Source organism: Desulfovibrio sp., from assembly GCF_019422935.1.
Classification (GTDB): domain Bacteria; phylum Desulfobacterota; class Desulfovibrionia; order Desulfovibrionales; family Desulfovibrionaceae; genus Desulfovibrio.
Genome location: NZ_JAHZCJ010000013.1, coordinates 19,831 through 42,413, shown reverse-complemented (window position 1 = coordinate 42,413; position 22,583 = coordinate 19,831). Strand labels below are relative to the sequence as shown.

The following is a 22,583-nucleotide window of genomic DNA, read 5'->3' as shown; positions in this document are numbered from 1 at the left end:
TGCTCCAAAGCCCCTTGCTGCTACTAGCGCAAGGGGCTTTGTCGTTTATCCCCCCCCTTTACTCTTCCCCTCCGCCCATCCTCTTCCTTCCAACTCCCCCCTTGCTCTTTGGGTTTTATTCCCCGGTCTCTCCTGGTTGCGTCCAGAGCCCGTCAGCCGCATTTACGCAAACCCGTCTTTTACGCCCTGAACGCGTCAGCGCCGAAATTTTGATGCTCACGTACTTGAGTACGCTGCGCTCAAAATCCCGGCGCTTCCTTTTCAGGTCGCAAAATGCGTATTTTGCAAATTCGACCAACACCAGCACATCGCCTCCGCCTCCGCTCCGGCGAGTCTAAGGAAGGCAACTCCACAACCCTCTCCTAATCACGACCTGCAAAAGGCAAGATGGAAAACGGCACCACAACCATTTCACATCATTCCCGCGATTGTGGCGAGACATCTTGAGCCAACGACCAGCTTTAAATGTATAATTGTTGTCAGGGGAGTTGGCTGAAACGGACTTTATCCAAAGCAAAAGCGCCATCTGGCATTTACGCGGCGCGGAGGGAGATCGCCTGACCGAGCGCAGCGAGTGAAGGAAGCTCCCGGAGCTTCAGCCGCGTTGCCCTCGCCATGCTGGGGTAATTGGTAGTCCCTCTTCGGGGTGCTTCGGGGGGGATGCAAGGGGGGCCGAGAAGGGGGCATAGCCCCATAACCGGCCCCGCCTTGCTGCGCGCCCCGCACAGGCGTCCCAAACTCCGCCGACGGCGGAATCCCATGCCCGAAGGGCAGCAAAATCTAAAGGTTCGCCTCAACTGAGAGGTAAATCCCAGGCCGTTGAGGTGAAAGCGCGCTACAGGATGCGGAATCAAGTGCCCGAAGGGCAGCAAAATACTTAAACTCTGCGATGAGCAGAAATTGCACACCACTCAGGCGACCCAAACCTTGCCTTGTTGCGAAATCTTTGACGAATTTGCACATGGACTATATGTTTAAATTGGTAGTGAGGGGGTACTGTGGAATGACCGATTAAATGTCGTCATGCTGAGTATCCCCGTGGATCAGTGAGCATGCCGGAAGCAGGAGAATCCCATGAAGTTTACCTCAGTCAATTTGCTGGAAGAACTGGCCAAGCCGGAATTCTCCTCGTTGCTTTCCGCTTTTCATGAGCGCAGGTTCCCCAAAAACAGCATGATTTTTACGCCCAGCTATGATGAAGAACTGGAAAGTTCCCCAACTCCACTTTCTTCAGCAGGGGAGCGGCTGACAGCTGGCAATTACGTGTTCATTGTGAGCAAGGGCCTTGTGCGCGTATATCTTGCCTATGGCGAAAAGGAATTTACCCTCGCCTTTCTCAAACCGGGCGATGTGTATGTCAGCCACTCCAGCGCACAGGTTCAGGCTGTGGAAGATGCCACCATTCTACTGGTGGACACCCACACGTTTAATCAACGCATGATGTCCGTGCCGCAGTTTACGGTGACTGTTGTGCGCGTGCTTGGCGGTATTCTCAAAAATACGTTCAGTATTGTTGACGGACTCGCTCTGCGTGATGTTTCCGCCCGCCTGGCTCGACATCTTGTTTCGGTCGCTCAAGAAAACTCCCCTGGTCCTGATGGCCGCCGCCGCGCCCGTTTGCAGCTTTCGGGCGAGATGTTGGCCCAGACCCTCGGGGCGTCTCGTCAGACCATTTCCACCTTGCTGACAGACCTGACCCGCTCGGGCATTCTGCTCAAGGAGCAGCGCGGCGTATATTGCATTCTCGACGAAGGCCGCCTTCGCGAACTTCTGGACTAATCCGCCAGGATATTCTTCTGCTCAGTCCTTTTAATTTCTTAATTTCAGACTTTTTTACTATTAATTTTTACAGGATATTTCAAAATAATACTGTCATTTCAGTTGATTATTTTGTTATAAAAATCATCACCATTCCTTTGTCGCACACCTGACAGACGCTCTTGCCTGACTGTGATACCAGTATGTCAAAGATAGCGGCGCAGACTTGGCGCGCCGTGTAACCTCAAGTTTTGTGGGGCAGTTATGGAAAGCAAGAAGCGCGACATCAATGACATGTCCATATGGGATGATGCCAAACGCATGCTGGCAAAGGCCAGAGTAGATGGTGTAGAAACTGCCTGGGACAGGCTGGATCAGCAAACGCCGCATTGCCGTTTTTGCGAGCTTGGCACCACCTGCCGCAACTGCGTCATGGGGCCGTGCCGCATCAGTGCCAAGGCCGAACCCGGCGGGAAACTTTCTCGTGGCGTGTGCGGTGCAGACGCCGATGTAATTGTGGCCCGCAACTTTGGCCGTTTTATCGCTGGCGGCTCTGCCGGGCATTCGGATCACGGACGTGATGTGATTGAGGCTCTGGAGGCAGTGGTGGAAGGCCGTGCCCCCGGCTACCAGATTCGGGACGAGGCAAAATTGCGCCGCATTGCCGCTGAACTCGGCGTTGCGACAGAAGGGCGTGAGGCTCTTGATGTGGCCGCCGATGTGGTGGACGCCTGTTACAGCGATTTTGGCAGCAGGCGCAAGGCGGTCAACTTTGTCTCCCGCGTTCCGGCCAAGCGCCGCGAGTTGTGGGAAAAGCTCGACATAACTCCGCGCGGCGTTGACCGCGAAATTGCCGAAATGATGCACCGCACCCACATGGGCTGCGATAATGATGCACCCAATACTATGCTGCATGCGGCGCGTTGCGCACTGGCCGATGGCTGGGCAGGCTCCATGATCGCTACGGAATTGTGCGACGTGCTTTTCGGTACTCCAAAGCCCAAGATGTCCACCGCCAACCTTGGCGTAATCAAAAAGGACACAGTCAATATTTTGGTGCACGGCCACAATCCTGTGGTGTCCGAGATGATTCTGGACGCAGCTCGCGACCCTGAAATGATTGAGCTTGCCAAAAAGAACGGAGCAACAGGCATCACTGTTGCCGGGTTGTGCTGTACCGGTAATGAGCTGCTCATGCGGCAGGGTATCCCTATGGCGGGCAACCACCTGATGACGGAGCTTGCGATCGTGACTGGCGCTGTGGAAGTTGTGGTGGTGGACTACCAGTGCATCATGCCGAGCTTGGTGCAGGTGGCTGGCTGCTACCACACCCGCTTCATTGACACAGCCGCCAAGGCCCGCTTTACCGGGGCCATCCATTTTAACTTCCATCCCGAAAACGCGCGGGAAGAAGCCCGCAAGATCGTGCGCATGGCGGTGGACGCATTCCTGGAGCGCGACCCCAAGCGTGTGGAGATCCCCGGCGAACCTGTCAGCATCATGACCGGTTTTTCCAACGAGGCTATTCTTGAGGCTCTGGGTGGCACGCTTGATCCCTTGTTGGATGCCGTTAAGGCTGGCACTGTGCGCGGGTTTGTGGGCGTTGTTGGTTGCAACAACCCCAAGATCAAGCACGACTCGGCCAACGTGGGCCTCATGAAGGCGCTTATCAAAAAAGATATTATGGTTCTGGCCACAGGCTGCGTAACCACTGCGGCGGGCAAGGCCGGGCTGCTGGTGCCCGAGGGCGCTTCCATGGCCGGGCCGGGGTTGCAAAGCCTGTGCGGCGCGCTGGGCATCCCGCCCGTGCTGCACCTCGGCAGCTGCGTGGATAACGCCCGTATTTTGCAGCTGTGCGCGCTGATCGCCAATGCTCTGGGCGTGGATATTTCCGATCTGCCAGTGGGTGCGTCCTCACCGGAATGGTATTCTGAAAAAGCGGCGGCCATCGGCCTGTATGCCGTTGCCAGTGGCATTTACACGCATCTGGGTCTGCCGCCTAACATCCTCGGCTCAGAAAAGGTGACGGATATCGCCCTGAACGGTCTGGAACAGATTGTGGGCGCATCCTTTGTGGTGAATGACGATCCCGAAAAGGCGGCTGATCTGCTGGATGTGCGCATCCGGCAGAAGCGGCAGGGCCTTGGCCTGCAACCTTAGGCCAGTGTGTTTTTGCAGGGCGGGTGGGCAGAGCCTGCCCGCTCTGCGCAAGGCGCGAGGATACGTACATAAACCACAGGGGGATTGCATGAAGATTGCCGTTTCTGGCAAGGGCGGCGTGGGCAAAACCTCCATCACCGCCTGGCTTGGTGATTATCTGGCGCGGCGCGGAGAAAAAGTTTGGCTTGTGGATGCCGACACGGCGCTTTCGCTCGGGCAGGCCTCTGGCCTCGCGCGGGCTGATCTGCCGGAGGCCCTCACCCAGCGCGCCGCACTGATTGAAGAGCGTATTCGCCCCGCTGGCAAGGGCGGCATGATGGATCTTGATCCGCATGTCAGCGATCTGCCCGAGGTTCTGTCAGCCCCCTTGCCGGTTGTAGGGGAGGGGGGGGAAACCGCTGGAGACAAACGCCTGCTGGTCATGGGGCCCTTGACCAGCGCCGGGGGCGGCTGCGCTTGTGAAAGCAACGCCCTGCTCAAGGCCCTGCTGGCGCACCTGGTGCTCGACAGGCGTGAATGGGTGCTGGTGGACATGGAGGCTGGTGTGGAGCACCTGGGCCGAGGAACCGTGGCCCATGTGGATGCCCTGCTGGTGGTTTCCGAGCCGAGTATGCGCTCGCTGGAAACAGCGGCGGAGGTTGCCCGTATGGCTGGCGATCTCGGGCTGCACCGTCAGGTGCTGGTGCTGAACAAGGCCACACCTGACCATGCCGCAGATCTGCCAGCTATTGCCGATCTGCCGCAACAGCGCGTCAGCATGCCTGATCTTGAGGCGTTACGGGCGCGCCAGTTGCGCTCTGGTTCTGTTTTGGGGCTGGGCGATGAAACAGAAAAGATGCTGGACAATTTTTGCGCCAGTTTGCTGCAAAAAATTGAAGGCGAATCCATCTGAAGCGAAGGATGTAGACTTGCCCGCCAAGAGACATTGTCCGCGCGCGGGTAGATATGCGGCGGATTGGTGAGAGTTCAGGCTATAAGATAAAGTTTAGGCCCCGGTTATGCCGGGGCCTTTTGCGTGCTTGGGGCGAAGAGCGAAAAAAATTGCTGGCCTGCTTCCTTAGGTTTCCTGATCCTTTTGCCCGTTGTAGCGCAGCACAAAGTCCAGGCAGTCCGCACCAGAAAGCGGGCGGCTGAAATAATATCCCTGAAACGTATGGTAGCCGATGCCCGTAAAAACGCGCAACTGCTGCTCGTCTTCCACTCCTTCCACCACGGTGGATATGCGCAGGCTGCGGCTCAAATCCAGAATGCTGCGCACGATCTGTTCCTGCACGTTGCTGTTGAGGCTTTCCGTGAGGGATCGGTCAACCTTGACCGTTGTTACTGGGAAGGCGCGGATGTAGCGCAGCGAGGTGTGCCCCATGCCGAAATCATCAATGGCAAGGCGTACTCCAAGCACACGCAAACGGGTAAGCAGATCGAGGGTTCGGGCGTCCGGCTCCAGAATGGAAGATTCCGTAATCTCCAGCTCCAGCTGGGTGGGTGTAAGGCCCAGGCCGTGCAGCGTACCAAGCACCATCTGGGCAAAGTTGGCATTGCGCAACTGACTGGGAGTGATATTCACGGCGATCACAAGGTCATGGGGAACCGTGGCATGCCATGCAGCGCGCTGTTTGCATGCTTCAAGCAGAACGAACTTGCCGAGCCGGTCAATGAGGTTTGTGTCTTCGGCAAGCGCAACAATAATGGGCGGCGCCACAGGGCCATATATGGGGTGATCCCACCGCAGCAGGGCTTCCACGCCTGCCACGCGCTTTGCCGTGTAGTCGCACTGCGGCTGAAATACAAGATAAAGCTGGCCGTCATTGGCGTTTAGCGACCGTTCAAGGTCTGTGGCAAGCGTGTGGGCAAGGCGGCCCACTTCGCCGGGAATGTTCAGGCACTTGCGATTGTCGGGAGAGCCCAAATCACAGCGGCTGGCAATTTGCAACAGGTTGTGCATAACCTGCTTGCCGTGCTTCTCGCGCACGGCGTCAGAGAGAGCCACAAAGGGCAGATATATGAAGAAGCCCAGCCCAAGGTTTATCATCTGCAAAATGGAGCCGTTGATGCTGCCAGTCGCAACATAGCCGCTGATGAGCGGGGGGGTGGTCCAGGCCACACCCACTGTGGTATGCGGCACAAAGCCAATGATTGTTGCAAGGTAGGCCATTACGGTTTGTACCGTTGGCACCAGAAGAAAGGGAATGGCAAAGGCGGGGTTGAGCATCAGGGGAATGCCAAAAATAAGCGGCTCATTAACGTTGCACAAGGCCGGAACCAGCGCCAGCAGGCAGAGTTTTTTCATGCCCCAGTCGCGGCAGCGTACCAGAACGGCAAAGCAGAGGGCCAGGGTAGAGCCTGAGCCGCCCATGCGCGTAAATGTATCGAAAAATATTTTTGTGAACACAAAAGGCGGCTCGTTGCCATACATTACGGCTTTGGCATTAACGAGGCCTGCAGGGGTGAGGATGTTCACATCCACCGAATTGAGCACGTTGGGGCCATGAGCGCCGAAAAACCAGAGCACTTGCGAGGTGAAGCTGTAGAGCAGGCCAAAGCCGAGGCCATTGCCGCTATGCTGAAAGGGCAGGGTAAGCAGCCTGCTTGTTGCTGCATGCAGGTCTGTTGCTCCCCATAGTGTCAGTAGAAAGCGGATAAACCCGAAAATCAGGATTGTTAGCATGGCCGCAGGCATAACCGTGACCACATCGCGCACAACCGGATCATGCCCGGCCATTTCTTCCGACAGATGAAACATCCGGTACCGCGCCAAGCGCACAAATACGGCGCTGCCCGCCATAGCCACGCACATGGCAAGCAGAAGGCCTCTGTCCATGGAAAAACTGATGGTCCAGGAACTTGTTTCTTCCGGTGCGACAATGACAAAAAAGCAGGAGAGAACCACCAGCGAACTCAGCATGGGGCTGACTGCCGGGGCAGAGGGATTGGTCAGGTTGGCCCGCATGGCGCTGGCTCCGCCCAGTGCGCAGGCCAGTGCCAGGGCGGATATGCCGAATGTGCCTGCCACAAGGGTGTCGCACGCGCGCATTCCCACGGGGCCAAGCAGTGCGTCAACGGCATTTTGTGCGGATTCAAAGGGCAAATTACGCAGCAGCAGGGTGAATGAGCCGATCATTATGAGCGGCAAAACAATAAACAGCCCTCGCCGTATGGCAAGAAAAAATGGCCTCCCGCTCAGATTATCAAGCAGGCACAAGAGGGATTGGGCTAGCTGTTTGCTGTTCATATGCAGAGTATCGCTTGCAAGTCCACCTTCTACGGCTCAGTGTGTATGGTCTGACTATGAGCCGTTTGCTCGGATTCGTGTCAAAGACCTCATAAGGCAACGGCATCAGGGTGTGCCGTGCCAGCCTGCAAGCTGTCTGCAATCGCACCCGGCAGGAAGGCCCATTTGAGCGATCCCGCCATGTATGTTGGGTGACTTATTATCAATCTATGTAATATCATGCTAAAAAACAATCAAGAGGTCAGGGATGTTAGCGGTAAAGATCGTACGATTTTCAGAAGAAAGGGGAGAGGGGCAGATCGGCAGGTGGTTCAGGGGGCGATTGCACTTGTAGGCTTGAGCACAATAATGAGTGTCCCCACCAATGGTCACTATCTTCTACCGCATGCGCACAAAAAACGGCGGCCTACTTGAATCGTAAGCCGCCGTTTATGCATTTCAAAAGGTCAAATTCCGAGTATGTAAAAAACAGAGGCTACTTGCCCGGATGTATTTCAGTTATTTTGCTGCCCTGAATACCCAAGCCAGCCATCAGCCCCTTCTGGTTGAAGAAAAAGGCATACACTCCAGAGCGGGCTGTGGTTGTGGTAAACGATCTGGCCATTCCCTCATCCACAACAACCACGGTAGGCCCGACACCTATCTCCCATCCGCCACTGCTTTTCAGATACTTCAGGTCATCGTCCGAAAGAAAAAACAGGGCATAGCCAAACTTCTGTATCCCGGCCTGCAACCCGTAGGATGCTGCAACGCTACGATAGAAGCCCTTGGTTTTGCCACCCACCCGCAGGGCGCCTTCGCCGAATTGACCGCCAATGATAAAGCCGCCCTTGACTATATTGGGAAAGACAAGGATTCCCTTGGCCATGCTTCCCATTTTTTTTGCCGCAGGGCTTGAAGCGTATAACTGGTTTAACGCAGCAGTAACATCATAATTGATGGATGCCGCGCTGTCTGCCATGGAGGGCGCGGGAAGAGCAACGACCACAAGTGCAAGCAGGGATAAAAAGATCATCAAACGCCGAAGGATTTTCCCGTTCATTGACCATTCCCCTCATTAATATGGCCGAATACACCAAGCCTATTGAATCAACGCTTGGACCCCTGCTTGGAGCTCTGCTTGGAGCCCTTCCGTACGGCGATATCAACAACCTCAAGGTAGCTTATGCCCAGCGTATCCCCGACCTTAAGCTTTTTGAGGTTCTCTGGATTTTGCACCTTGACCACCACCACAGAACCGTTGGCAAGTTCAAGCTTGGCCAGCTCGTTGACTTTATCCATGGCAAGTATCTTGGCGGTAAAGTTCGATTCCCTTACTCCCATGCCCTGCGGCTGGGATCCGGGTTTGGCCCTGACAACAGCCGTAGCCTGTTCGTCAGCCACAGAACCAGGCTCCGCCAACCACACTGTCAGTTCACGCCCGTAGGAAATATCGACCATATCTCCTTTCTTTACGCGCCGCAGATTAACGGCTTCCTTGCTCACATGAATAATAAACAAATCACCCTGAAGGCTGCTCAAGGTTAACTTGCGCGCTTTGAGATCAATAGCTTCAACCTTTGCCACCGTGCTCTCAACCTCAGAACTCATCACCAGCGTTTCATTTGGCTGGGCAGAAGGTTGAGGGGCGTTTTTGCTGCAAGCCACCAAACATATGGTCATAAGTCCTAGAACCAATCCAGAAAACACAATCTTCATGCCTTTCCCTCCCATGGTTGACTTTTCCATTTGATTACAAACATTCTTTGACAAGAATAAAGTACCTCTTGCCTACTACGCCGTCAATTCTATCTGACTTGCGTTAAGATTGAAAAAAATCGCATACCTAACTCAAATGTATGTAAAATATGCATTTGAATGATAACAGTGGTGAGGGTGTCATTAATTATGCTTACATGAAGCGTTTATATATAACAGTTGAATACGCTGTGCTGAAATAATGAATATATATGAGTTGTGAAAAATTTGTAATTTTCTCGTATGTGCTGTTATATTTGTAAATATACTTTATTTGCATGACTGTATTCATAGAAAGTTAAAATAAATGCGCATGTAGCGGCATTAACTTATGCTAAAATGCAGAATTTTTTACGAGATTACCATGGATATAATGGAAAGATATTTCAAGATAATATCTAACTCTCTTTGTGTTGTGGCGTCTTATCGAGAATAAAGATGATGCTGATCAGAAACGCAGTGCCAAAAATCATGAACTGCGCGCCAAAAATCCAGAAAACCAGCGGCACAGTGAAATAGAAGGCGCGCATTCCCAAATAAAAATGGTTTGCTCCCATATTCAGGTATTTTTCTGCCATGCTGCCAAGCTGGTCGGAATCCAGCTGCCCGGATTCCGCGCCCAGCATGAAGGCCACATGCGTGTACAACCTGAGCGATGAGGTAAAGCAAAAAAAAGCCAGAAAAAAATTCAGCAAAAGGGCAAGAATCTTGAAGGCAAACATGCCCGGCTCCACAGAACCAAAAAAGTTCAGCGAGTGCCATGTGTGCCGGACATTTTCCCCATTGCCAGTAAGGGAGAGCACCCCCACGGCCAGCAGAACGCTTGTGGAGGCCATAAAGGTAGAGGCCATAGTGGCGTTGCGCAGAGTTTGCACGGCAAGAATGCCATTCTTTTTTTCAAGAATGGATGCCACCCACTGAACCCGTGCCGTCCGTGATATGCCGTGGATTGTGTAGCCGGGATTGGATGATTCCCTGAAACGGATGTAGAGATTATACGCGGTGTAGAGAGCCACGGAAATGCAGAAACATAAAAGATCAAAAGTATACATGCAGCCCCCGAGGGAGAAAAAGCCAATGCGGATGCCCCGTTAAACTGGTGGCTAATCCCGTTGCGCGGATTTGACGCCGTCAGCTCCGACAAGGCTGCGGGCTAAACCTAAACAAGTTGCCTGGTGGGGCGGCAAAATCCCAGTCTGCGCTTGATGCTCGGCCGTATTGGCGTTGTCGGCACGTTAGGACTGCGCCCACAGTGACTGTATACTCCTGCATGTGTATCTGAAGCAACAGGTCAGCCAGCGGTTCCCTCATTGCCATGAACCCAGCACGTCCAGGCAAGGGGTTGCAGTCGCGGCACTCTGTATTTTAACGGTTTGCGGGCGAGGGCGTTATGCTTTCCTCCAGACGGCGCACGCATTCAATGATGCCGCCCAGCTTGAAGGGTTTGGCCACAAAATCAAAGGCTCCCTTGCGGAACGATTCCTTCGCGGTGTCCAGCGTCGCAAATCCGGTAATGACCACAATACGCGCTTGTGGCAGCAGCTCTCTTGCGCGTTCTAAAACCTGAAATCCGTCCACTCCTTCCATTTTAAGGTCTGTTATAATTACATCAAAAGCCGTTTCAGCCATGCGGCGCAATGCAGCTGCGCTGTCTGTGAATGTTTCAACTTCATAACCAGACTTCTGAAATGCCGGTTTCAGGCGTTTGCAGACAATAGGTTCGTCATCAAGCACCAAGATGCGCAGTGCCATTGTTCTTTCCTCCCGTTGGCTCGGCAAGTTCAGCCGGGATTGTGGATTTGATGGCCTCCAGAAAGGCCTGAGCGTGTTTTGCAACCAGTTCATCGCTGTTCAGGCGGGCATCAAGCTGGCGAGCATAACCTACAAGGCCACCAAGCATGTGCATACGAACCAACATGCGCGTTACGGAGAGTTTTTTTATTCTGCCAACCACCAAGTCTCCATGCACTTCCACGCGAAAGTCAAACCTGTCAAGAACGTTCGCCACAAACCTGGCCCTGCGGGAACGGCGCACAAGCTCCGTAACGCCGCCAATAAAACGAAAGTAGATGTAATTGTCGTTGATCTGCTCGGAGATATAGGCGTCAATGGTATTAAAGTGGTAGCCCAGGCGCATGTTAACGTTCATGTAGTCGCGCAGTGCCACGGCAAGGTTGCGCCCCACTGCTTCCGGCCCAGCCATTGAGGCGGTGAACGTGCGGGTAAAGCTGGACATAAAACTGCCCAGATCGACCGGTACCGGGGCAGTGTCCCACATGCCGGAGATGCTCATTCCTTGCAAAAAGGCCAGGAGCGGCACAGAGGTTATTTCTTCCATATTCAAGGTTGGCGCTTCTGGCGGGCAGTTGGTTCCGCCGCCTGCGTCAATGATGGTAAGGCCAAGAGGAGGGCCGTCCAGCAGTCGGCGGGCTGGAGCGTGGTGCAGGGCATCGTGCCGCTGGCTTAGCACCACAAGTGCTTCAACTGCTTTTTCATGAATATAGCGGGTTATATCATGGTATGTTTTGCATGCCTGGGGTTTGAAATCGTCCGAATGCGGATCGACAAGATTGAGCGGCGTAATGTGCTTGAGCAGCCTGCGCAACAGTCTGTATTCGTAGGATTCTTCAAACATGTCAGGCTCTGAACGCTCAAATTTGTCCAGCTCTGCAACGCGCCCCCGATAAACAATGTTCTGCGTTGCATCAAGGGTTATCTCATCACCATCATGCAGCAGTCGCGTGGCTTCTTCCGTATTGACCAGCGCGGGCACTCGCTGCTCCCGGGCAATAGTGGCCATGTGTCCAGTAGGTGAACCCACATCAGTAATAATACCGCAGGCGCGGCGCATGACGCGGGCATAGCGGGGGGAAGTGAACTTGGAAACAAGAATGCCGCCCTCCGGAAACTGGTCAAGATCCGTATTGTGGTCAACCAGTACAACCTTTCCCACCGCTACGCCGCGTTGCGCCACCAGACCCTTGCCAGCAAAAATTATTTCTGCCTTTCTGGTGGCGCTTTGCACCGGAACAGGCAAACCTGCATCGCCGCCTGACCGCAAGGGGCGCGATTGCAAGATATGCAGCTCACCACGGGAATCGAATGTCCACTCCACATCTTGCGGGCGTTTGTAATAACGTTCAAGCGACATGCCAGCCCGGGCAAGCTGTTCCAACTGGCTGTCGGTAAGGCTTGGAATATTTTGTAAATCTTCCGGCACGTCCTCCCATACAAGGTCTCCTCTTGCTGCGGGCACAAGTCTGCGCGTTTTTCGCGCTATTGCCCGTGTGAGTGGTGGATAGGGCGGCGTGCGGCTCAAGTAGATGGTATCTGTGGCGGTTTCTCCTGCAACAACGGCAGCGCCCCCACCCCAGGTGGCGCTCACGATCATGGACTCGCACGTTGCGCTTGAAGTTTGCGTGCAGGTAAAAAGCACACCGCTGATGCGGCTGTCGGCCATGATCTGGCAACCCACAGCCATAGCCACTTCGTGTTCGTGGTATCCACGGTCGAGGCGGTAGCGCCATGCTTCCAGGGAATAGGTGCTGGCGACAACTGTTTTGTATGCTTTAACAACGCGGTCAGGTGGCACATTCAGCTCGGTTGCGTACTGTCCGGCAAAGCTGGAATCTCCGTCCTCGCCCCAGGCGCTGCTGCGCAGGGCAAGGCGCAAGGGGTGGGCAGAGCATTTGCTCAGCACATCAATCATTGCGTCAATCTGAGCCACAAGTCGCCAGGGAAGGGGAGAGTCCATGATGCGCGACTGCATAAGGTCGGCCAGCTCGTGGAGTTCCTGATCTGTGCCGTCCCATTGCTCAATACCTTTTTGGGCCAGATCAAGAAGTCCGTTGTGCGACATGAAGGCAAAAAAGGCCGTGGTAGTGATGGCAAAACCTTTGGGTGTTTGTAGGTGCAGGCGGTTGGAGATGTCGCCAAGCTGGGAAATTTTGCCGCCAACTTCGTCTTCTGCTTCAATGCCGATGTCTTGAAACGGCAGCACCATGCGGCTTCCTTCCGGATGCCGTCGCCCTGCAATTTCCTCCTCCAGAATATGCTGGATGCGTTCAAAGGCCAGAAACAGGGCCGTATTTTTACTTTGTGTGAGCACGCTCATATCAGAAATGAGCTTGAAAACCTGGTCGTTCAGTTGGAAGGTGGCGTCTTCAATATATTTGTTGTCAAAAATGTATTCGCCGCCAAGCTTGTCCCCCATGTCGGCCATGAGTTCAAGGATGCGGTTATTGCGTTCAAGAATGCTTTTGAATTTCTTGAACAGCAGGGCAAAGGTTACGCTTTGCTCGTTGCGCCAGCCCATAAACAGGTTGGCTATTCGCGCCATAATTCCCACGATCGTCCTCCGGCGGGGGGCGTTGCCGCTCCCCCGTATCCGTTCGTGCGGCTAGAGCACGTTTACGACTGAATGCTTCTAATGCGCCCCACCTCTGCTCTGGAATACGATGCCAATGGCAAGGCCTCCAAAAATTGCTATCAGGGTGGACAATATGCCGTACAGCAGGCTGTTGTCCCTGGCCATGTGATCTATCCATGCAGGCATGCCCACAAGTCTGACTGCCACCGGGGCCGAAACACTTCCTGCGATGCTGCCATTGCGCAGGGCGAAAACCTCAAGTGTGTATGCGCCGGGGGACATGCGCGAGGGAATGGCCATATTTGCGGTAAAATCGCCGTTGTCCGCCACGGTGATTCCCCGCGTGCTCTCGCGGTACAGGCCGTCCTGTTGCTTCAGTTTTATGAGTTCAGCCGGGATATCAAGGGTATCGCCCTTGTTCTCTTCTGCGGTTATTGCTTTACGCACGGCCTCAAGCCCCAGGTCTGCACCGCCCACATCCGCCAGCGGGCGCGATGACCCAACCAGAAAGACTGACGGCACATTGTGCAAATGCACGGTGCCGAGGTTCATCCAGAGCAAGTCGAATACTTTGCCCTTTTGCCTCAGGGCAAGATCTGTTTTTTCGCCCGCAAAACGGACGACAATGGCGCTGCCTTGTGGGGCCACCCCTTCCACATGCAGTACTGTCCCTGTGTAAGAGGCAGAAATGTTGATGTCGGATGGTTTTTTCGTGAGGACCACAGCTTCTGCGGCATGTGCGGCTAAGCCTGCAAAGCAAAGGGTGATGGTCAGGGCCGCAGCCGGAATAATGCGCAAGAGTACCAGACCACGCATGATTAATGCCCTCCTGCGTATGCCAGCAATACATCTGGTCGGGCCAACAGGTCGTAGAGAATTTTACCCATGACCACCAGAACAAGTGTTGCCAGCAGGATCTTAAGCTGGTCGGCCTTGAGCTTTTTGCCAATGCGCGTACCGATCTGCGCGCCAAATGACGACCCTATGAGCAACAGCAGAGCCAGAATGAAATCCACCGTGTGGTTTTCAATGGACTGCATGATGGTGACATTGACGCAGGTGAACAGAATCTGGAACAGGCTCGTGCCGACCACAACATGCATGGGCATGCGCAGCAGGTACACCATGACAGGTACCATGATGAAACCACCGCCAACGCCCATGATGGCGGCAAGTATGCCCACCAGGGTGCCCAGGCCCAGAGGCATGAGTACTGAGAGGCGCACGCCGGAACGTACAAAATCCATTTGCCAGGGCAAATTGTGCAATCTCCGCTGGCATGGGGATTCGGCGCACTTGGCTGTTTTGGTGCAAGCGCTGACATTCGGGGCGCGCATGGATTGCAGACTTTCATAAAACATGTAGCCGCCTACAAGGCCAAGCATGAGTACATATGTGATATTTATGAGAAAATCTGCATTGCCCATCGCACGCAGCAGCTTGATGACGCGTACCCCCACGCAGCCGCCAGCCACACCGCCCGCAAGCAGGAGGAATCCCATTTTGAAATCCACATTTCCCAGACGAAAATGGGCCAGGGTGCCGGAGGTGGAAGCGCCGATAATCTGGTTGGAGTCGGAAGCTGCGGCAACTGTCGGGGGGATGCCCAGCATGATAAGCAGCGGCGTCATAAAAAAGCCGCCGCCAACGCCAAAAATGCCCGAGAGCAGTCCAACTGTTCCGCCCAGACCCAGGATTGCCGCCATGTTTACGCTGTTTCCGGCAATGGGCAGGTACATATACAGCGGTATGTTCATACGTCAGCCTCGCTGTGTTGCATCAATGTTTTTGGGGAGTTACTGTTTCAACCCTGCAAGAAATCCTGTGACGAACAGACTTTAATACAGAAAAACTGCGCTCGAATGAACGTAAATCCGTATGTTCAAGTTCGTGTATGAACAGGGTTATTCCATTGTTTTGTATAAATGAAATAATTGATTCTTCATATCCTCCTTCTAGTATGGTATATTCAACGTGTATTCCTTCTGTTCTGGCATATGCCACAAGCAATTCAAGGCGCTGGCGTGCAGGATTTGTGACCACGCACGACTTTTTGTGCACAAAGAGCACATGTAACCGTGCCTGAATGCGTTTTGCCAGAGAGCACCCGTGAGTTATGGCTTCATGCTGGGGATGTAGCTGATCAACGGCCACTAAAATGTGTTCCATGCGCCACCTCGTGGGGGTGCATAGGCAAATGTGATGCCAAGGTGAGATTTAAAAAAATATGGTTTAAATATTGGGTGTTATCTATTCTTCGTCAGGAATTTTAAAATCCGTTGTGTTCATTTTGAAAAGAATATAAAAAATGCTAGTGAAAAATGTTTCAAAATGAATAACAGATGGATTGGAGCTTGCGCACCAAGCATGATTGCCGTGGGATCTGGCATGGAGGTTGGCGATGGACGAGGCGGAAGTGGGGAAAATTGCAGACAGGCGGGGCATTCAGCGCATGGTTGCGTCTTCCGGAGATTTTTTTCACTCCATCAAGGGGAAAATATTCATCCTTTTTGCCGTGACCTTTCTGTCCATCGGCGTTTTGGCGGGCTTGAATTACTGGAGCCTGTCCACTGTGAGTCAGCGGTTGTTGCTTGGCGAAAAATATGACGATCTGTTAAATAATATTCTTGAAGTGCGCAGGTATGAAAAGAATTATTTTTTCTACAATGACGCCGCCAGCCTGAGTGAAGGCATTGTATATCTTGAGCGTATAAACGCACTTGCCGGAGAACTGGCCGAAGATATGACCATGCTCGCCGGGAGCGAGCAGCAAAAAAAATTCATGGATATGCTTTACCACTATGATCAGGCCATGCGGGTTCTGGCAAAAGGCGGCGAAGCGGGGCAGCAGACTCTGCGCAATCTGGGAAAAGTGCTGACAGAGTCTGCAGATGACATCCGCAGGCAAAAGCGCGAGCGGGCGCACAAGGCTCTTAAGCAGACCCATATTATGCCGGTGGCTTTTTTGTCGATATTTTTGTTGCTTATGGCTCTGGTCATCAAGCTTATTTCGCAAGGGGTTCTGCGCCCGCTGGGCATGGTGGCGGCGGGTACAGCCCGCGTAGGGCGCGGCGACTTCAGCCCCATCGCCACCGGGGCCGAGCAGCTGAGCGAAATTGCAAATTTTATTCGCGCTTTCAACAGAATGTCGCACGAACTGGCCGTAAATCAGGAGCACCTGCTGCAAGCCCGCAAGATGGCAGCTCTTGGCACATTCACCGCTGGCATCGCGCATGAGTTGAACAATCCCATCAACAACGTGCTGTTGAGCGCCGAGGGGCTGCGCGAAGATTATAAGGAAAACATTGATGCCGATGGGCAGGAGATGATTGATGATATCATGCAGCAGGCGGAGCGTGCCTCTGACATCGTGCGCAACTTGCTGGATTTTTCGCGCACCGGGCATCCTGCCTCAGAGGGGCTGTGCCCGGCAAAGGTTGTGGAGTCTGTATTGAACCTGCTGAAAAATCAGGTGATACTTTCTGGTGTAGTGCTGCATGCGGATGTGCCTGAATCCCTGCCGGATATTTGCGGTGATCTGCGCAGCTTGCAGCAGATATTCATGAATCTGCTGCTCAATGCCATTCAAGCCACGTCAAGGGGCGGAACGGTTAGCGTCTGCGCCCATGAGGCAGATGCTAACATGGTGGCATTTGAGATATGCGACACAGGCCCCGGCATACCGGAGTCCATTCAGGAACATATTTTTGAGCCCTTTTTTTCCACCAAGGAGGTAGGCAAGGGCACGGGCCTTGGCCTTGCCGTAACCTATGCACTGGTACACCGCTACGAGGGACAGATCCGCGTGCGGAGCAGCCCGGGGCAGGGAGCCGTTTTTACAGTTTTGCTGCCCCGCGTGGGTGGTTGTTTGCAGACTACTGAAAAGGAGTAACAGATGCCCTTGCGTGTCGCCATTGTTGACGATGAGCCTGTTGTCTGCAAACGCCTGAGCCAAGCCCTTGTAAAAGAAGGGTATGCGGTTGAGGCCTTTATGAGCGCCCGTTCTTTTCTGGAGGCAATGATAGAGCAGCCCTTTGACGTGGTTTTTTCAGACATGCTGCTGCCGGATATGAACGGCCTTGAACTGTTGCCCAAAATCAAGGGGCTGAAGCCGGAAACCGAAGTCATCATTGTAACAGGGCACGGTACTATTTCTACCGCCATAGAGGCCATGCGCGAAGGGGCCTTCCATTATGTAACCAAGCCGGTGAATTTTACGGAGATTCGCACTCTTGCCCGCCATGCGCAGGAAAAAATCTCAATGCGCATGGAAAATATCCAGTTGCGAGAGGCTCTTCTGGGGACTACGGGGCTGTCTTCCATAGTGGGTAAAAGTCCGGCCATTCAGGAACTTTTTTCGCTTATCCGCAAGGTCGCGCCTGTTGACTGCAACGTGCTTGTTCAGGGCGACAGCGGGACCGGCAAGGCCCTTGTGGCCCTTGCCCTGCACCATCTGAGCCCGCGCCGCAACCAGCCTTTTGTTACTTTCAATTGCGGTGGTTTTACGGAAGAACTCATCAGCAGCGAACTTTTTGGCTATGAAAAAGGGGCCTTTACCGGGGCGGCAACCGGCAAGATTGGCCTGCTTGAGGCTGCATCGGGCGGCACGGTATTCTTGGACGAAGTGGGCGAAATGCCGCTGGCCATGCAGGTGCGGCTGCTGCATGTGCTTCAGGAAAGGCGAATCTTGCGGGTTGGCGGCACACGAGCCGTGGATCTGGACATCCGCGTTATTGCCGCCACAAACCGGGATTTGAAGGCCGAGGTGGAAAAGGGGAATTTTCGCGAGGATCTGTTCTTCAGGCTCAATGTGGTCAGCACAACCTTGCCGCGTCTGACAGACCGGCGTGAAGATATTCCGCTTCTGGTGCAGCATTTTATTGAGAAATACCGGTTGGCGTTTCGTAAAGAGGTTTATGCTCTGGACGATCAGGCGCTTGCGGCGTTGATGGGCTATAGTTTCCCTGGCAATGTGCGTGAATTGGAAAATATTATCGAACGTGCCGTGGCACTTACCGACAGTGAAACCATTACGCAGGCTGACTTGCCAGAAGATATCCGGCGGCTGGAATTTGATACGCTTGAGGGCGGCGGGCTACCCACCCTTGCGGAGATGGAACGCCATTATGTGATTAAAATACTGGAAAAAACAGGATATAATAAAAAACTTGCGGCTGAAGTGCTGGGCATGCCCCGCACTACATTATGGCGCAAGCTTAAAGAATACGGCGTGGAGTAGGGGGCCTCTGCGGCGCGCAGTTGGATGATCCATATTTTGTGCACAGGCCCACATGCAACCGCCGTTTTTTAGCAGGGTTGCAGGTGGGCCTGTGGTGCTTCGGGAGCGCTAGAAGCTGAAAGACTGAGGCGGGTTGCCGCTGAAATCAAACATGAAGGCCGTACCGTGATCAACGCTGAAAACCGTAAAATCAGGGTTTTCTGCCGAGCCGTAGATGGAGCGCACAAGGCCGTTGTTTTCAATAATGCGCCGCTTGATCGCCATGTCATCGTCCAGATTGGCCTGACCTTTTACGCGTAGGGTCTCCATTTTGGGCGACATGCAGGCAAGCTCCAGCCGGGGGTCGCTCTGCAACTGGGCAAAGGTTTCTTTTGAGCGCGCGGTGCAGAACCACAGGCGGCCATTTTCCGCAAACTGAAACTGGAAGGGCCGCACACGGGCCGCGCCGGAATCAGCGGTGGCAAGAAAAACCGTGGTGTTGGCTGACAGAAAGTCGATTACTTTTTGCATGATGAGCTCCATTTTATTCTATATCGAACTATTGTTTCACAAAAAAACATCCAAAGCACAGTGCGTTGAATGCTTTTGCCGGTATCAGAATATGGTTTTCAGGCTGATGTTGCGCAGCACTCTTTCCAGCCCGGCAACAAGGGTTTCCCTGTCGGCCTGGGGCATGTCACCCCACACGGCATCAAGCAGCGTCTGGGAGATGGCGTCAAAATCAGCCTTGGCAGCAAGAGCTTTGCCGGAAAGCGAAACCAGCGTAACCCGCGAATCTTCCTGCGAAGGAGATTTGGTTACGTAACCCGCCTGCTCCAGTTTGCCGACCAGTGTAGTCACAGTGTTTTTTTGTTTGCCTATGGCTTCGGCAAGCGCGCTCATATGCATGGGACCGCGCGTAAACAGGGCCTGCAAAATGGCGCCGTGAGAAGGGGCCATGCCGCCGTGTCCGCGCTTTTCAAGCTCGGCGACAATGAGGTTGTTGGCCTGTTCGCGTACCCGGCCTATGAGGGCAACAATGTGGTCGGTCTTCATGGGGGGCAATTTATTTCGATATGGAACTAATGTCAAGGCTGCCATGAGCAGCTAAAAGCAGAAGAAAAAAAATCCCCGGCTTCGCTTATGGCGACACCGGGGATTGCTGGCATGGTGCGGCGCAATTATCTGCGCTGCGGGCAGCCCGTCTGCGTGGGTTGCTTACTTGGATTGCAGCTTGAGGCCCGCTTCAAAATGGTTCAGCTTCATGGCCCGGCGAACCTTTTCAAGGGTTTTGGCTGCCTTGCCATAGGCCTTTTCCGTACCCTTCTTGAGCACGTCAATGACGAAAGGAATGTCCTGTTCGTATTGCTGCCTGCGGGTGCGGATGGGGCCGAGGATCTGCTGCATGACTTCGTTGAGGAACTTCTTTACCGCCACATCGCCAAGGCCGCCGCGCTGGTAGTGGGCCTTCATTTCGTCCAGATTGGGGTAGGGCGAATTGAACTTGGCAAAGTCTTCCGGCACGGCAAAGGCGTCCAGATAGGTGAACACGGTATTGCCCTCAATCTTGCCGGGGTCGGAAGCCTTGAGGTGGCCAGGGTCGGTGAACATGCTGAAAATCTTGTCGTGAACTTCCTTTTCGGAATCACTCAGATAGATGCAGTTGCCGATGGACTTGCTCATCTTGGCCTTACCGTCAATACCGGGCAGGCGCAGGCAGGCGGCGTTCTGTTCCAGCAGGATCTGCGGTTCCACCAGGGTTTCGCCGTAGGTGCTGTTGAACTTGCGCACGATTTCCACGGTCTGTTCAAGCATGGGCTTCTGGTCTTCGCCAACCGGCACGGCGGTGGCTTCAAAAGCCGTGATGTCTGCCGCCTGGCTGATGGGGTAGGTGAAGAATCCCACGGGGATGCTCTGCTCAAAATTTTTCTGGGCAATCTCTGCCTTGACCGTGGGGTTGCGCTGCAGGCGCGACACGGTGACAAGGTTCATATAGTGGAAGCTCAGCTCATAAAGCTGCGGCAACTGGGACTGAATGAAGATGGAGGATTTCTCCGGGTCAATGCCGCAGGCAAGGTAGTCCAGCGCCACTTCAAGGATGTTGTTGCGCACTTTTTCAGGATTGTCGGCATTGTCGGTCAGAGCCTGCGCATCGGCCAGCATGATGTAGATTTCATCAAATTTGCCAGAATTTTGCAACAAAACGCGCTGCTTGAGCGATCCGGCGAAGTGTCCGATGTGCAGCTTACCCGTGGGGCGATCCCCGGTCAGAATGATATTGCTCATAATGTTCTGCGTGTGCCCTCTGGGCTAGGGCATCAGGAACGCAGCCTCCATGCGTGAATTTTTTGCAGTACGGAGCGGGCTTGCTCCATAAATATGCAACCGTGCCGCAATGTTTGCACATTTAGCAGGGCGTAGGCTTTTGCCTATACACCAAGCATGCGCAGGCCACAAGGGGCAAGGCCGGTAAGGACGAGACTTCGGCGTTTTGATTGGGAAATTATTCACTTGCGGACGGCATTGCGCGGGCGTATGGTCTGGGCGTCAGCAGCAGCTTGCCGCCTGTATCTGATACGTTTTTATTGTTCTGTGATTCCATCGCGTTATGTGCATTTATAGAGTGTGTTCATGCAACGGGAGTGTGATCATGAAAAAGATGCTTTTTGCTGCAGCGCTGTGTTCTCTGGTGTTTTCCGGAACGGCTCTTGCGGGCGAACCGCAGCTCTACCCCAAGGATTCTTTGAAAACCTGGAACCGCGATAAGGTGGCGGGCGGCCAGGGAACCTTGTTTGGGCAGTTCGGCTTTACCCGCAACGATGCCTCCAAGGACATGGTTATCAAGGAAATCGGCTGGATGACCCTGCAACCGGGCGCTTCCATTGGCATGCACAAGCATGAAAACAATGAAGATGCCTACATCATCGTTTCCGGCGAGGGCGTGTTCACCGACAGCGCGGGCAAGGAAACCCCGGTGAAAGGCGGCGACATTACCATCGCCCGCCCTGGCGACACCCATGCGCTCAAATGTAGCGGCAACGTACCGCTGGTATTTCTGGATGTGATCGGCCAGCGCTAATGCTTCGAGCCGTCAGGGCAAGCTCGGCCCGATAAATATACCCCATCAGGCAAACAAAGCACGGCAGTCCGTACGCTGCTTCTTTGAAAGTCTGATGGGGTTTGTATTTGGTGGAGGGGCATTCGTGGGCACTTTCGGGCTTTAGCGCTAGATCACCCAGGCATCAGCGCTATTCGCTGGTTTTGTCCGTGGTCAGCAGAAATACCGCGCTGAGCACCAGCGCGCCGCCCATCCAGCCTGAGGCACTAAAGCTCTCGTTCCAGAACAGCCAGACCCAAAGAGTGCCGAGCACCGGCTCCAGATGGCAGGTAACTGCTGCCCGCACAAGGCTGATGCGTTTCAGCCCCTGTCCGTAGCAGATGTAGGCCATGTAGCAGGTAAGCAGCCCCAGGGCGAACAGCCAGCCCCATGTGTCCGGGGCGTGATCCACATGCACCGGGCCGCAGAAGCCAAGTGCCACCACACCGCCCAACAGCATAAAACCATAAATGCTGGCTGTGGAATAGCGGCGTTGCCACCAGCGGTAAAAGGGATAGTGCGTGGCATAGCACAGGCCGGAGAGCAGGCCAAAGCCAATGCCCTCAAGGGATGTTTCGCCCGGCAGGCTACCGCCGGAAAAACAGACCAGCGCCGTGCCGGAAAGGGCAATGAGCACGGCCAGTGCCTTGCGCCGTGTTATGTGCTCGCCAAACAGAAAGCGCGAAAAAACAGCCACCCACACCGGGGCCGTATACAGCAGCACAACGGCGGTAGCGCCGCCGCTGAGCTTGATGGCCATCTGCATGGCCCCGAAAAATACCCCAACGCCCCATGCGCCAAAGAGCATAAATGTCAGGGCGTGGCGCAAGGGAATGCGCAGCCCTCCGGTCAGAGCGGCATGCGCCAGGAAAAAGGCGCAGCCTATGGTCGCCCGCCAAAAGGCCGTTTCAAGCGGCAATACTCCCGCATGCTGGCAAAACTTGGAAACAACGCCCAGCAGCGACCACAGCAGGGCCGCCAGCAAAATCCATACATAGCCGTTGAACATGTTCTG

The 22,583-nt window shown here is 54.2% G+C and carries 19 protein-coding genes; 6 read left to right on the top strand and 13 right to left on the bottom strand.

Features of this window, described 5'->3' with window-relative positions:
* The first annotated feature begins 1,074 nt into the window (after nucleotides 1-1,074).
* The 3 genes from QZ383_RS14375 (at nucleotide 1,075) to QZ383_RS14365 (ending at nucleotide 4,810) form a co-directional block, all read left to right on the top strand.
* Nucleotides 1,075-1,779: a Crp/Fnr family transcriptional regulator gene (locus QZ383_RS14375; RefSeq protein WP_291446463.1), complete on the top strand. Its 705-nt coding sequence runs from the start codon at nucleotides 1,075-1,077 to the stop codon at nucleotides 1,777-1,779.
* Nucleotides 1,780-2,022: 243 nt separating this feature from the next.
* Nucleotides 2,023-3,918 (top strand): anaerobic carbon-monoxide dehydrogenase catalytic subunit, encoded by a 1,896-nt coding sequence (gene cooS / locus QZ383_RS14370; RefSeq protein ID WP_291446461.1) that lies wholly within the window; start codon nucleotides 2,023-2,025, stop codon nucleotides 3,916-3,918.
* Nucleotides 3,919-4,006: 88 nt separating this feature from the next.
* Entirely contained in the window at nucleotides 4,007-4,810 is an 804-nt protein-coding gene (locus QZ383_RS14365; RefSeq protein WP_291446459.1) for a P-loop NTPase, read from the top strand.
* A 165-nt stretch (nucleotides 4,811-4,975) separates the two neighbouring features.
* On the opposite strand, the gene QZ383_RS14360 is transcribed toward QZ383_RS14365, so the two are convergent.
* The 9 genes from QZ383_RS14360 to QZ383_RS14320 all read right to left on the bottom strand — a co-directional run bounded on the left by QZ383_RS14360 (nucleotide 4,976) and on the right by QZ383_RS14320 (nucleotide 15,422).
* Nucleotides 4,976-7,147: an EAL domain-containing protein gene (locus QZ383_RS14360; RefSeq protein WP_291446457.1), complete on the bottom strand. Its 2,172-nt coding sequence runs from the start codon at nucleotides 7,145-7,147 to the stop codon at nucleotides 4,976-4,978.
* A gap of 475 nt (nucleotides 7,148-7,622) precedes the next feature.
* Nucleotides 7,623-8,189: a twin-arginine translocation pathway signal protein gene (locus QZ383_RS14355; protein WP_291446455.1), complete on the bottom strand. Its 567-nt coding sequence runs from the start codon at nucleotides 8,187-8,189 to the stop codon at nucleotides 7,623-7,625.
* Between the two features lie 47 nt (nucleotides 8,190-8,236).
* On the bottom strand, nucleotides 8,237-8,845 hold the full coding sequence (locus QZ383_RS14350; RefSeq protein ID WP_291446453.1) for a hypothetical protein: 609 nt from the start codon (nucleotides 8,843-8,845) through the stop codon (nucleotides 8,237-8,239).
* A gap of 437 nt (nucleotides 8,846-9,282) precedes the next feature.
* Nucleotides 9,283-9,936, bottom strand: a complete 654-nt coding sequence (locus QZ383_RS14345; protein WP_291446452.1) for a DUF599 domain-containing protein — start codon at nucleotides 9,934-9,936, stop codon at nucleotides 9,283-9,285.
* A 313-nt stretch (nucleotides 9,937-10,249) separates the two neighbouring features.
* A complete protein-coding gene (locus tag QZ383_RS14340) occupies nucleotides 10,250-10,636 on the bottom strand; it encodes a response regulator (RefSeq protein WP_291446450.1) in 387 nt (128 codons plus the stop codon).
* Complete coding sequence (locus QZ383_RS14335) at nucleotides 10,611-13,223, bottom strand: PEP/pyruvate-binding domain-containing protein (protein WP_291446465.1); 2,613 nt, start codon at nucleotides 13,221-13,223, stop codon at nucleotides 10,611-10,613. The genes QZ383_RS14340 and QZ383_RS14335 overlap by 26 nt, the downstream gene beginning before the upstream one ends.
* Nucleotides 13,224-13,310: 87 nt before the next feature.
* On the bottom strand, nucleotides 13,311-14,069 hold the full coding sequence (locus tag QZ383_RS14330) for a TIGR02186 family protein (protein ID WP_291446448.1): 759 nt from the start codon (nucleotides 14,067-14,069) through the stop codon (nucleotides 13,311-13,313).
* A gap of 2 nt (nucleotides 14,070-14,071) precedes the next feature.
* Nucleotides 14,072-15,010, bottom strand: coding sequence for a sulfite exporter TauE/SafE family protein (locus QZ383_RS14325; RefSeq protein WP_291446446.1), 939 nt, complete (start codon nucleotides 15,008-15,010; stop codon nucleotides 14,072-14,074).
* Between the two features lie 22 nt (nucleotides 15,011-15,032).
* On the bottom strand, nucleotides 15,033-15,422 hold the full coding sequence (locus QZ383_RS14320) for a universal stress protein (RefSeq protein ID WP_291446445.1): 390 nt from the start codon (nucleotides 15,420-15,422) through the stop codon (nucleotides 15,033-15,035).
* Nucleotides 15,423-15,654: 232 nt separating this feature from the next.
* Here QZ383_RS14320 and QZ383_RS14315 point away from each other — a divergent pair, with 232 nt between their 5' ends.
* Together QZ383_RS14315 and QZ383_RS14310 are read left to right on the top strand one after the other, a co-directional pair.
* Nucleotides 15,655-17,145 (top strand): HAMP domain-containing sensor histidine kinase, encoded by a 1,491-nt coding sequence (locus QZ383_RS14315; protein ID WP_291446443.1) that lies wholly within the window; start codon nucleotides 15,655-15,657, stop codon nucleotides 17,143-17,145.
* A gap of 3 nt (nucleotides 17,146-17,148) precedes the next feature.
* Nucleotides 17,149-18,492: a sigma-54 dependent transcriptional regulator gene (locus QZ383_RS14310; protein ID WP_291446441.1), complete on the top strand. Its 1,344-nt coding sequence runs from the start codon at nucleotides 17,149-17,151 to the stop codon at nucleotides 18,490-18,492.
* Nucleotides 18,493-18,600: 108 nt separating this feature from the next.
* Here the strand turns inward: QZ383_RS14310 and QZ383_RS14305 are convergent, their stop codons facing one another.
* The 3 genes from QZ383_RS14305 to trpS all read right to left on the bottom strand — a co-directional run bounded on the left by QZ383_RS14305 (nucleotide 18,601) and on the right by trpS (nucleotide 20,757).
* Nucleotides 18,601-19,002 carry a pyridoxamine 5'-phosphate oxidase family protein gene (locus QZ383_RS14305; RefSeq protein ID WP_291446439.1) on the bottom strand — a complete coding sequence of 134 codons (402 nt, stop codon included), beginning with the start codon at nucleotides 19,000-19,002 and terminating at the stop codon, nucleotides 18,601-18,603.
* A gap of 84 nt (nucleotides 19,003-19,086) precedes the next feature.
* On the bottom strand, nucleotides 19,087-19,527 hold the full coding sequence (locus QZ383_RS14300) for a MarR family transcriptional regulator (RefSeq protein ID WP_291446437.1): 441 nt from the start codon (nucleotides 19,525-19,527) through the stop codon (nucleotides 19,087-19,089).
* Between the two features lie 162 nt (nucleotides 19,528-19,689).
* Nucleotides 19,690-20,757 (bottom strand): tryptophan--tRNA ligase, encoded by a 1,068-nt coding sequence (gene trpS, locus QZ383_RS14295; RefSeq protein WP_291446435.1) that lies wholly within the window; start codon nucleotides 20,755-20,757, stop codon nucleotides 19,690-19,692.
* 364 nt (nucleotides 20,758-21,121) lie between these two features.
* Here trpS and QZ383_RS14290 point away from each other — a divergent pair, with 364 nt between their 5' ends.
* On the top strand, nucleotides 21,122-21,550 hold the full coding sequence (locus QZ383_RS14290) for a cupin domain-containing protein (RefSeq protein WP_291446433.1): 429 nt from the start codon (nucleotides 21,122-21,124) through the stop codon (nucleotides 21,548-21,550).
* A gap of 169 nt (nucleotides 21,551-21,719) precedes the next feature.
* On the opposite strand, the gene QZ383_RS14285 is transcribed toward QZ383_RS14290, so the two are convergent.
* On the bottom strand, nucleotides 21,720-22,577 hold the full coding sequence (locus QZ383_RS14285) for an EamA family transporter (protein ID WP_291446431.1): 858 nt from the start codon (nucleotides 22,575-22,577) through the stop codon (nucleotides 21,720-21,722).
* Between the last annotated feature and the right edge of the window lie 6 nt (nucleotides 22,578-22,583).